9 protein-coding genes are annotated in these 11469 nt (G+C 65.3%); 3 read left to right on the top strand and 6 right to left on the bottom strand.

Annotated elements, in window-relative coordinates; genetic code table 11:
* Nucleotides 1–464: 464 nt before the first annotated feature.
* Together KQI11_RS02845 and KQI11_RS02840 are read left to right on the top strand one after the other, a co-directional pair.
* Nucleotides 465–1919, top strand: a complete 1455-nt coding sequence (locus KQI11_RS02845) for a S41 family peptidase (RefSeq protein ID WP_216401016.1) — start codon at nucleotides 465–467, stop codon at nucleotides 1917–1919.
* Between the two features lie 135 nt (nucleotides 1920–2054).
* Entirely contained in the window at nucleotides 2055–3764 is a 1710-nt protein-coding gene (locus KQI11_RS02840) for an NPXTG-anchored protein (protein ID WP_216401015.1), read from the top strand.
* 113 nt (nucleotides 3765–3877) lie between these two features.
* Here the strand turns inward: KQI11_RS02840 and KQI11_RS02835 are convergent, their stop codons facing one another.
* The 6 genes from KQI11_RS02835 to KQI11_RS02810 form a co-directional block, all read right to left on the bottom strand.
* Entirely contained in the window at nucleotides 3878–4585 is a 708-nt protein-coding gene (locus KQI11_RS02835; RefSeq protein WP_216401014.1) for a hypothetical protein, read from the bottom strand.
* The gene (locus KQI11_RS02830; protein ID WP_216401013.1) at nucleotides 4579–5535 is read right to left on the bottom strand and encodes a hypothetical protein; all 957 of its coding nucleotides are present in this window, start codon (nucleotides 5533–5535) and stop codon (nucleotides 4579–4581) included. Before KQI11_RS02830 ends, KQI11_RS02835 begins: the two co-directional genes overlap by 7 nt.
* A 32-nt stretch (nucleotides 5536–5567) precedes the next feature.
* The gene (locus tag KQI11_RS02825; protein WP_216401012.1) at nucleotides 5568–6554 is read right to left on the bottom strand and encodes a hypothetical protein; all 987 of its coding nucleotides are present in this window, start codon (nucleotides 6552–6554) and stop codon (nucleotides 5568–5570) included.
* A gap of 18 nt (nucleotides 6555–6572) precedes the next feature.
* The gene (locus KQI11_RS02820) at nucleotides 6573–7400 is read right to left on the bottom strand and encodes a TPM domain-containing protein (RefSeq protein WP_216401011.1); all 828 of its coding nucleotides are present in this window, start codon (nucleotides 7398–7400) and stop codon (nucleotides 6573–6575) included.
* Nucleotides 7397–8476: a TFIIB-type zinc ribbon-containing protein gene (locus KQI11_RS02815; protein WP_185915877.1), complete on the bottom strand. Its 1080-nt coding sequence runs from the start codon at nucleotides 8474–8476 to the stop codon at nucleotides 7397–7399. Before KQI11_RS02815 ends, KQI11_RS02820 begins: the two co-directional genes overlap by 4 nt.
* Nucleotides 8477–8610: 134 nt before the next feature.
* Nucleotides 8611–9918: an SPFH domain-containing protein gene (locus KQI11_RS02810; protein WP_216401010.1), complete on the bottom strand. Its 1308-nt coding sequence runs from the start codon at nucleotides 9916–9918 to the stop codon at nucleotides 8611–8613.
* 496 nt (nucleotides 9919–10414) lie between these two features.
* On the opposite strand from KQI11_RS02810, the gene KQI11_RS02805 reads away from it, so the two are divergent.
* A complete protein-coding gene (locus KQI11_RS02805) occupies nucleotides 10415–11449 on the top strand; it encodes an ADP-ribosylglycohydrolase family protein (protein WP_216401009.1) in 1035 nt (344 codons plus the stop codon).
* The last annotated feature ends 20 nt before the right edge of the window (nucleotides 11450–11469 follow it).

Raw genomic sequence — 11469 nt, 5'->3', positions numbered from 1 at the left:
AGAGGAGTCTTGACTGGGAGGGGCCTCCAGGGAGAGAGGTCCCAGAGTGAGGGAAGGCTCGGTGATGAAGGGTTCTGGTGAGGAGGAGCCCCCGGCGAGGAGAGGGCTCGGCCGGAAAGGAGGTCTCCAGTGAGACAGGGGCTTCGGCAAGAAAAGGTGGTCTGGTGGAGAGGGGCCTTGGCAAGGGAGGGGGTCTCGGTGAGGGGGGGGCCCCGGTGAGGAGGGGGCCCCGGTGAGGAGGGAGCCCCGGTGAGGAGGATGTTCCAAAGAAGAGAGGACTTGGTGAAGAGAGAAGTTCCGATGAAGAAAAAGCCCTGGAGCTCCGGCAAGGAGGACCCTGGTGAGGAAGGGTCCCGTCAGAGGGGAAGCCGTTCATCTGTCTGTCACAAAAAAGCGATATACTATTATCTTACTGCGGGCCGGTGGGAAGCCGGTCCAGCTTCCCACCGGAAAGGATGCTTGCCATGTTTTCGCTCTCTCCCCGCGGCTCACAGTCCCGACGGCTCGGCCGCAGCCCCGGACGCTGGAAAAGGGTCGTCGCCCTCGCCCTCGCCCTTCTCCTCGCCTTTGGCGGAGGGGCAGCGCTGGAAGGGGCGCTGGGCCTCTTCTCCCCCTTCGGCGCGCAGGGGTACCGCAAACTCACCGCCAGCTACCGGGCCCTGCGGGACCGGTGGTACTTTGGCGGCGAGGTGGAGGACCTGTCCAGCCGGCTGACCGACCAGGCCCTGGCGGGGATGGCACAGAGCGAGCTGGACAGCCACACCGGCTACCTGCCCCCCGCCCTGCGCACCCAGAGCGAAAAGAGCCTGGCCGGGGCGTCGGTGGGGATCGGCGTGGTCTACCAGCAGGCGGACGGCGGCTTTTTGGTGGTGCAGGTGGTGGACGGCTCACCGGCCGCCGAGGCGGGCATCCTGCCCGGAGACCTGTTGGTGGCGGTGAACGGCGTCCCCTTCTCCCAGCTGGAGGACCCGGCGGCAGAGATCGCCGGGGAGGAGGGCACCGCCGTGCGGGTGACCGCGGCGCGAAACGGGGTGGAGACCGAGTACGCCCTGGAGCGGCGAACAGTGGACAACTCGGCCAGCGGACGGGTGGTCGACGGGGTGGGGGTGCTGACCATCCGCTCCTTCACCAGCACCCTGGGCGCGCGCACCGGCGAGGTGTTGACCCAGTTGCAGGAGGCCGGCTGCACTGAGCTGGTCATCGACCTGCGGGGCAACGGCGGCGGCTATGTGGACGCCGCGGTGGAGGTGGCCAGCTACTTTCTGCCCGAGGGGGCGGTGGTCTACAAGGAGGAGAACAAGGCCGGCAAGGTGCGCGAAATCACCGCCGACCGCGAGACCGAGCGCCGCTCCTTTGAGCGGATCGCCGTGCTGGTGGACAGGGACACGGCCAGCGCCTCTGAGATCCTCACCGCCGCCCTGAAGGAGCAGTTGGGGGCGACGGTGGTGGGGACCGCCACCTACGGCAAGGGGACGGTGCAGTCCACCCTCCTCTTCGGCGATGGGAGCGGGCTCAAGTACACCCGCTACCGCTGGCTGACCCCCGGCGGCGGGTGGGTCAACGGCCAGGGGATCGCCCCCGACCTGGAGGTCTCGCAGCCCGGCGCGCTGGACACCCCCGCCCCGCAGATGGCGGAGGGGGAGACCATCTCTCCCGACCAGGTGGGAGAGGCGGCCGGCCCGGTGCAGACCTACCTGGCCTTTTTGGGCTACCCGGTCGCCCGCCAGGACGGCTACTACGCCCCGGGCTCCGCCGCCGCCGTGCGGGCCTTTCGGGCCGACGCGGGGCTGCCCGAGGGGGAGGCGATCGACCAGGGCCTCTGCCGCGCCCTCACCCAGGCGGTGACGCTGAAGTGGTACACCCAGCAGAGCGAGCTGGACGTCCAGCTCGGGCGGGCGGTGGAGGCGGTTCGAGAGTAAGGGCAGAAGCGCACAAAAGAACTGTCGGATTTTGCCGAATCGTCCAATCTTCCTCCAAACGCATTGTTCGCCCCCAAAAAGGGGCCTATAATGGAGACATTATAACTGTCAATTGGCAGGATTGGAGGAGATAAGATGAAAAAGGGAAGATGGCTGGCAGCGCTGTTGTCGGTCTCGCTGGTATTTTCAGCGGCTGTTCCCACTGCTTGGGCTGCCTCGAGCGACCGGACAGTGCAGATTTCCTCGGGAGATCTTGACGGCCCCGACCCGGACGGCCCGACCGACGGCTTTTGGGTGGGGGACAGGGTGACGGTCACCGTCGCCATCGAGGACAGCCAGGAAATTTCGGAGCGGCCTGTCCTCGAGAGTTCCGACAACATCGTCCTCGCCGCGCAGGATCAAGTTTTTTCTGCCGGGGGGAGATATCGCCTGGAGGAGACGATCACCATCGACTTCAAGGCGGCGGGGGCGAACTCCTATTTTCGGATCGTCGCCGACAAGGGGCTTGCCACCGAGAAGGTGTACGAGAAGACCGGGCTCAACGTGACCGCGCCGGCGGGGAAACCGACGCTCTCCTATCGCCTTCCCTCTCACTTGAAGCTTGGGCAGGCGCTCCTGACGGAAGGGGCGAATGTGTACGACCAGTTTTCCATAGCGACAATCCAAAACGCCCTTTACTCTGACGGCCAATTGTATGACTACAACCGCGACACAGTCGCTCAATCGGCTCTCTTTGCCTACCACCACGATGCAGGTGGGCCTGGCGCCAAAGGGCACACCTCCTATATCAAAGACGAAATTAGCCGTGCCATGCACCCCGGCTCTGTGGTGCTACAGGCCAAAACACCCTCTGGCAGCAATTTCGGAGCCCCCTATACCGTAACGGTGGAAGAGCCGAAAATCGAGACCAACGCCCCTCAAAAAATCAAGTTGGGCAGTGTCTTCCACTTTACCACCAAGCTGGAGAACACCGCGCTCTCCAATGAAAAGGTAGAGGATGCCAAAAAGAAGTCAGCTTATGACACCGATGACTTTGTTGGCAGCCATCCCCTCGCCTTTGCGCCCAAGGTCGAGATCCTCGAAGGGGCTGAACTGGTGACCCGCTCGGGTGGAGATTACAGCAACACCCTCTCGAGCAGTGAGACCTGGAGCTTCACTGGGCTGGGGACCGTCAAGCTGAAAGTCCAGTACGCCACCATTCTGCCCCAGAACATCCCTGAATATTGCGACTGCTACAGCAACCCCTACACCGCAGAGAAGATCATCGAGATCGAGGTGACCAAAGAGACCCCCATCACCACTGTGACCAACCCCGACAGCGGTGTCTCCGCCACCGGCCCCATCCCTGCGGGCTGCACTGTGGCGGCCGACGAGCTGACAGAGGGCGAACTCTACGATGCAGTCAAAGCCTCGGTCAACACCGTGTCAGACCAGTTCCAGCTGCTGGACATCTGTCTTCTGGACGGCGACCAGACCGTTCAGCCGGACGGCTCCATTGTGGTGACCCTGCCCGTCCCCGACGGATTTGATGGCCTGTTGGGCGTCTTCCGCCTGGAGGAAGACGGCACCTTCACCCTGCTGGACAGCATCGACAACGAAGACGGGACCCTCTCCTTTCTCACCGAGCACCTCAGCTACTATGTCATCGTCAACTTTGACGACAGCTCCTCTGAGGAGCCTCCCGTTCCCGATCAGGTCACGCCGTCCGCGCCTGATCCTGCCCCTTCTCCCGACTCCAGCCGTGGGGATTCCCCCAATACCGGCGACGCCGGGATCATCGGGGTGGCGGCCCTGGCCCTGCTGGGCGGGGCGGCAGTTCTGACGCTGCGCAAGAAAGCGCAGTAATTCCCGTCAAATAGCCATTCAAAAAGAGCGCCCCTTGCAGCTTTGCAAGGGGCGCTCTTTCATGGGGCGGCAGATTGTGGCGGGGTACTCTATCCAAAAGCCGCAGGGAAAAATCAGCCCGCCCCCTTATGGCTGTGCCCTGTGGAGCGGTAGAGCAGCTCCCCTCCTGCCAGGGGGCGCACCGTGTACGAGACGCTCTGCCGGAGCTCGGCATTTTGTTCCTTCTGTCGGCGACGGGCCAGCAGGCAGACGGTGGCGACAAAGACCGCCGCGCCAAAGAGAGCGCTGTAGAGGACGTGACGGCGGTGACGCCACGAAATGGGGTGGTAGCGGCCCTTATCACTTGCCAACTGCAGTTGGGCCGTCAAATCGTCGATCATCGCAAACGCCAGCTCGTCATAGGTAAAGGCGGTCCCGTCGCCGGGGGAAAAGGAGTCAAACTGCCCCCAGACCCCCAGTTCACAGGTGCCTTTCCTGGCATTGATGAACATCACCGCGGCGTCGATGCGCTTGTAAGAACCGTATCCGTAGCGCTGCCTCAACACCTCCTCCAAGCGGTGGTCCAAATCAGGAGGGGCGTAGGTGCTGTTGTCATATTGGCTGATGATTATCAGGTCGAACTCGAACTCGTCAATCAGGGCGGCACAGCGCTTCTCCAGCGCCGAGGGGTCCTCTAAGCACTGGGCCGAATCGAACACGTGGACTCCCCCTTTGGTGTCCTCCCAGAGGTCGGCGCCAAACGCCGAAGCGCTGGTGCCCACAAGGGGAACCAGGCAGCAGACCAACAGGGCGGCCATCCACTTCCAGCGATTTTTTACCATATCAACACCCCCAAAAAGGTCGCCAGCCCACCGGCAATCAGTCCCAGCACCCAGGGGGCGGGGGCGAGCATACTGGAAAAAAAGCCCGCTTCCACGGAGCCGGCGGTCCTGCCGCTGACCCCGTCCACCCAGACGACACTGCCCTTTCCCCTGCCGGGCAGACTGCACTTCCAGACGGGGTAGAGAACACAGTCGGCGCTGCAGCTGAGAAGGGAGGCCTTGTATTGCACCTTTTGCTCCTCTTTGCAGTGATTTTCCTGAAAGAGGGCGCTGTACAGCCGGTCCTTCGCCTCGCTGCCGGCGAGGAGGGCCGACCGCTTCAAATCAGAGGGGCAGCGCTCCACCTTGACCGGGTCCCCCTCCTTTGCCCGGTCGAGGGGAAAGGGGGCAAACCGCTGCCAGAGCAGCCGCTCCTCCATCCCCTGCAGGTCGGCGAACTGTTTTCCCAAGAGGGTCAGTTCCCCCCGGTGGATCTCCGCGCTAAGGCCAGTGGAAGAGACGGCGGCAATCGCCCCCTCGGCAGTGGCGTCGGCGCACCAGACGGGGAACCAGACCTGTTCCAGATGGGAGAGGAGGCCCTGCGGCCGGCGTGTCCAGAGGGGGGAGCCCTTGACCCGCTTACAGTAGTCGCAAACAGCCTGGGCCGCCTCCCCCTGGGGGATGGAACAGGGGACCTTTTTACTCACCCGCAGGGGGTCGGTGGGGGGGAAGATGGCCACCTCTCTGTCCGCCCGCTGAAAGTCGGCCAGCCAGTCCTTGCGTGGGTCCACCGTCGGTTTGGGCGGCACAAAGGGCGCCGGCTGCCGCTTTTTGGCATCCTGGACGGGGGGCTCCGTCTCCTCCCAGTGCAAAACGGTATCGCAAAAGGGACAGGTGTATCCCCCGCCGCCCGGCATGGGGGTCAGCGGTGCCCCGCAGCTGGGGCAGGCCCGCTTTTTTAGCTCTCTCACAATATCTCTCCTCTTTGCCGGGTCAAGTGGACTCATCTCTTCTCGGCCGGCTGGCGGTCGCTCTGCTGAAACGTCCATTCAAACGCCGCCGTGCAGAGGGGTCCTTCCCGCATCGTCATCTCACAGAGACGGCTTTGCCGCCACCGCCCCTCCTCTGCCTGTGGCCCAAGGGGAGGATTGCCATCTACCCAGCCGGTACAGCCATTGACCAGCAGCCGGTAGGATTTCCCCTCCCACGCCCCTTCCAGGCACCAATAGGGGGCGAGGTAGAGATGGGCCACCGCTTCGGTGATGGAGAGGACGATGCTGTGCCAAACGCCACTTTCAAAACATCCCCCACCGAGCGGGCGGGGAAGGCATTTTTGCAGCTGCCATTTGGCCTGTTCCCGCCAGCGCCCATCTCCGGGGAGGGCGGTGTCCCCCAAAATCTCCCGCCTGCCCTGCTCTTCCAAATCACAGACAGCCACTTGTTGCAGGTCACTGCGCAAAAAGACGGGGGAGGCCAGAGGGGAATAGAGCAGCTCCTCGGCAGTGAAGAGACAGTTCTGGGCCACCCGGCACCCAGCGGCGGGGGGAAGGTGCGGTCTCTCCGCCCAAATCCCCTCCATGGCGGCAATTCCCCGGCAGGCAATTCGCCACAGGGGCAGGCGCACCTCTCTCACCGCCTGGAGGGCAGAGATAGAAAAGCAGGCTTTGATCGCGCCCTTTGGGGCTGCCTGCCGGAGGATGGAGATGGCCTGTGAGCGGTCAAAGCGCATCGGCACAGCACGCACCGCCGTATTGCCCGCTCGCAGAGGGACATCCTTCCCCTGCGCGCAGGCGAGGATCTCCGCCCCCCGATAGGGCGCCTCGGCCCGGCTGCCGGGAGGCGGGTCCTCCCGCCGGTCAGCGGGCGGTGACGGCGGTTTTTCCGCCCCATTTTCGCAGTAGGCCCCGCCGCAGAAGGGACAGTACCAGTCCGCCCCCCTGCGGCTGAGGGGTGCGCTGCAATTGGGACACTTCATCTCCTCGATGGTCATCCCCTCACTCCCCTTCCTTTAGAAGCTGCGGCCGCCGCCCCCGTGGGATACCCCGCTGGAGCCCGAGTGGGTGGAGGAGCCGCCGCCCCCGCCGCCGCTGCTGGAACTCTTGGGGATGGCGGTGCGGGAGGTGTGGGTGGTGACAAAGTTGTCCTCCTTGCGGGAGAGGCGCACCCCGTTGGTGCCGGTGTAGGCCCGGGCCAGCTGGGCGGGGTTGGGCAGCTTGTTGTGGCTGCCCGCCAAACAGCCCGCCACGATCCCCCCCACCAGGAGGGAACCGCCCAGGGCGATGGCGGTGTAGAGGGCCGGGTGGCCGAGGAAGGGCCCCTCTCCCCCGTCGTACTTGATGTAGCGGGAGGCGCGGTCGAGGAAGGCCTGGGCGGCGCCGTAGTAGTCGCCCTTTTTCATCTGGGGCATGACCTCGTCGTCGAGGAGGGTGTCGATGTGGTCGTCGGTAAAGAGATCGATGGCCCTGCCGGTGGTGGTGATCCAGACCTTGCGGTTGTCCATGTCGATGAGCAGCAGCAGGCCGTCGTTTTTCTCCCCGCAGCCGATGCCGTTGTAGTCGTAGAAGTCGTCGGCATAGGACATGGCCGATTTGCCCCCGGCGTCGTCGGTGGTGACCACGGCGATGTCCATGTGGTAGGTGGTGGCGGTCTCGGTGGCCTTTTTGGTGAGGGTGTCCCGCTCCTGCTGGGTGAAGAGGCCCGCCTGGTCAAACACCTTGGTCAGGCTGCCGGTGGCGGTGCCCGCCAGGGCGCAGAGGGGGGCGGCGCACAGCAGGAGGGCGGCCAATGCCAGGGCGGCCCATCCCTTTTTTCGGTTTCCTTTTGCAATTTTGCTCACTTGATCAGCCCTCCGATCAACATCGACACGGCAAAGAGGATGCCGCTCACCCCGCCAAACCAGGCGGCCAGCCGGCCCTTGCTCATGGGCAGGCGGCCCACCATCTTGCCGGTCTGGCCATTCATGGCCAGGTGGTAGGTCTCCCCCTTGTACTTGGTGTTGAGGATCCAGACCGGCAGCATGGCGTAGTCGGCCCGCTCGCTGCGCACCGACACCGAGCAGCTGCCCGGGCTGACGTTGGTGTAGCCGGCCACCGTGTCCCGCAGCAACATCCGGCTGGTGCTCTCGATGCGCTGGTGGACCCGGGCGGCCAGGTCGCGGGCGCTCTCGTCGTAGCGCTCGGCCAAATAGCCCGAGAGGTAGGCCATGGAGAAGGGCTTGATCTGGCCAAAATTGAAGGGTTCCAGCGCCTGCATCATGCTGTCGTCCAACCCCTTGGAGCCGTCGGCCGGCAGGTGGCCAAAGGAGATCTCCCCCGCCCGCTCGATCTGGTAGACATCGGTCTTGGTGTAGCGGTAGCTGGAGTCGCTCCAGCTGGTGATCCTCTCGGCCCGGGCCGAGAGGGAGGCGTCCACCTGGCAGTCAAAGAGCCAGAAGGGGGCGTAGAGGCCGCTGAGCTTTTCGATGTGGTGGGTGGAGGTGAAATCCCGGGGCAGCAGCGGCTTTTTCTTGCACAGCTTCTCCAGCGCCTGGAGGGCGTGCTCCTTTTTGAGCACAAAGGGGAGCACGTAGGCCGGGCGAAACGCGCCCTCCAACCGGCCGGCGATGACGGCGGGGTTGTGGCAGAAGACGCAGAAGGTGGCGGTGGTGTTCTGGTCGGTGAGGATCTGGGCGCCGCAGCTGGGGCAGGTGTAGACGGTGACCTCTTGGGCGTGGTCCTCCCCTGCCCCCTCGCACTGCTCCAGGGGGTCGTCGACCTGGGCGGCCTGCTGCTGCCGCAAGATCTCCTCCATCTCCTCGGCGGTGAAGGAGCCGCCACAGAAGGCGCAGTCCCACTTCTGGCTGTCGCTGTTAAACGAGAGGGCGGCGCCGCAGCGGGGGCAGTCGTAGGTGAGGGTGGTCTGGGTCTCTGGCATGGCGTATGTCATCCCTTTCTCCATTTGAGTGGTGGCCACAGGGCCGGGCCCCCGCGGAGCGAGATGCGTCCGCAGGGGCCCAATATCCCCCTCCCCCCTCTGCCGGGGCGGCAGGGGAGAAAATCAGGGGGCAATTACTTGAGTTTTTCGCCGCAGGACGGGCAGAAGTTGGCGCCGGGCTCCACCTCTTTGCCGCACTTGGGGCAGACGGAGGGGGCTGCCGGGCGGGGCTTGCCGCAGTTTGAGCAGAAGTTCCCGCCGTTTTCCTGGCCGCACTCACAGGTCCAGGTCTCCGCCGGGGCGGGCTGGGGCTTGCCGCAGTTTTGGCAGAACTTGCCGGTGTTTTGCTGCCCGCACTCGCAGGTCCAGGCGCCGGCAGCCGCAGCGGCCGCGGCCTGGGCCGCCGCCTCCTCCTTGGCGGCCTGCTTTTCGGCCGCCTGCTGCTGCATCTGGTTTTGGTTGGTGGCGCTAAAGGCGCCCATGGGCCCGCCAGAGGCCTGCATGCCGATGCCCATCCCCATAAAGGCCTGGGCGGCCCCGGCCGAGTTGGAGCCGGCGGCCTTGATGCCCTCGGCCACCGAGCCCTGGACGTAGCCCTCGCGGACGGTGGCGTCCGAGAGCATGGCGCCCTTGTTGCGCAGGTTGATGAGGTTCTTGGAGTCCTCGTCGTAGGAGATGCTGTTGATCCCCACCGACTCGATCACCATGCCGCGGCGGTCGTTCCAGTCGTCGTCGAGGACGGTGGACATGTACTGGGCCAGCTTCTGGCTCTGGGAGGCGACGTAGGAGATGCGCTCGTGGTCGGCCGACATCTGGTTGATGGCCGCCTGGAAGGCGGTGAGGAATTCGGACAGGTAGAGCTTGTGGATGTCCTCCACATTGACGTGCTGGGCATCGCGGGGGATGGCCTCGCGGTAGAACTTGATGGGGTCGGTGATGCGGATGGAGAAGTAGCCGTGGGCCCGCAGATAGAGCTCGGCGTTGTAGAACTCGTCAAAGTAGTTGACCGGGTTGACGGTGCCAAAGGCGATGTTCTTGATCTCCTGCATGTTGATGAAGTAGATCTTCTGCTGCAGGGGGGTGGAGCCGGAGAACTTGAAGCGCTCCCAGGTCTCCTTGACCGAGTCGCCCAACTGGCCGTTGAAGACCGACGGGGCCGTGGAGTTGTCGACGGTGTAATAGCCCGGCTCGGCGGTGTAGCTGACGATCTTGCCGCCGTCGACGAGGAGCATGCACTGGTTTTCGTTGACGATGATCTTCGAGCCGTTGGAGACCACCTGGGCGGTGCCCTTGTAGTTGCTGTCCCGCCGGTCGCCCCAGCGGAGTTTGATGCCGGGGGCCATGACCGTGGTGTCGCCCATGTCGCCGGCCTCAAACGCCTCCAGCCACTGGTCTGCCAGGGCGCCGCTGATGGCGCCGGTTGCCGCTTTGATAAGACCCATATTCAAATCCCTCCGCTTATTGTTTTCGGCGGTCCGCCTGCGGCGGGACGCCTGATCTGCAAGTGAACCTACGAGCCGTTGCGCAGCGCGGGCAGAGCGCGGGCCAAACACCCGGACGGCCCCGGTCGCCGCGGCACGACTGCCGCTTGCGGCCATTGTGCCGCAAGCGGCGAGCGCGCAGTGGGATTTGGCCGTGGGGCAGGGAGCAAACGGCGTTTGCGCATCTGCCCGGCCATCCCCGGTATCCTCGCCACTTTGTGGCTATTATACCACAAATTTCGACAATCGCACACCGCCCAACCCAGCTTTTCCCCCTGCAAAGGGGCTGATTTTTTTGCCCCGCCTTTGGGCATTTCGCCGACGGACTGCCGTTCATTTGTGGCGATTTTGATTCTATGCCGGAGGAGGGGGCCTATGGTATACTACCATTGTATGTGCAACCACCCCCGGACAGCCCTTTTGAAAGGGCGTCGGGGCGGAGAGGAGGATGCGGGCGATGCAGCGGGAGGACAAACTGCTGGGCTGCCTGGCCGGAGCCGCCATCGGCGACAGCATGGGCGGCCCCACCGAGGAGCGGAGCACCGAGATGATTTTGGAGGACTTCGGCGGCTACGTGACCGATTTTCGCGACGCCCCCCTGGACACCTGGGCCTACGGGGCCAGGGCGGGGATGGTGACCGACGACTTCTCCCTGGCCTATTTCACCCTGGAGGCCGCGGTGGAGGCGGGAGGACAGGTCACCCGGGCGGTGGCCGAACAGGCCCTGCTCAAGTGGGCCCAGTACCCGGCCTACTTCGACTACAACGTGGGCCCCACCACCAAGGCGGCGGTGCGGGCCCTGCGGGGTGAGCCGGTCCCCCCGCGGGACATCCCGGTGCAGGTGGTCTGCGAGAACGGGCGCGCCTCCAACGGGGCGGCCATGAAGATCGGGCCGGTGGCCCTGCTCTCGGGGGGAGATGTGGACCGGGCCATCGCCGACGCGGTGGAGGCCTGCCTGCCCACCCACCCCTACGACATCCCCCTGGCGGGGGCCTGCGCGGTGGCGGCGGCGGTGGCCAAGGCGATGCAGCCGGGCGCGGCCCTGGACGACCTGCGGGACGCCGGCCTCTACGGCGCCAGGGAGGGGATGCGGCTGGGCGCCCTGCGCGGGCACCGGCTGGCCGGTCCCTCGGTGGAGCGGCGGATCGCCCTGGCCTGGGAGATCGGCCGGCGGCACGCCGGCGACTGGCGGGCGGGGATGGCGGAGATCCGCGATCTCATCGGCAACGGGCTGGCCACGGTGGAGGCGGTGCCCGCCGCCTTCGGCCTGCTGGCGGCCGCCCAGGGCCGGGTGATGGAGACGGTCTACGGCGGGGTGAACATCGGCGGGGACACCGACACCATCGCCACCATCGCCGGGGCCATGGCGGGCGCCTTTGCCGGGGCCGGGGAGATCCCCCCGGCGCACATCGACCTCATCGAGAGGCAAAACCAATTCGACCTGCGGGGGCTGGCCCAAAAAGTCGCCCGCTGCCTGGCCGGGGAGCGGTGAGCGCCCGGCCCATCACAACG

The sequence above is a fragment of the Acetanaerobacterium sp. MSJ-12 genome (genome assembly GCF_018917875.1).
In the GTDB taxonomy this organism is placed as follows: Bacteria; Bacillota; Clostridia; order Oscillospirales; family Ruminococcaceae; genus Bittarella; species Bittarella massiliensis.
The sequence above is the reverse complement of the archived record's forward strand: the minus strand, read 5'-3'. Positions and strand labels throughout refer to the sequence as shown.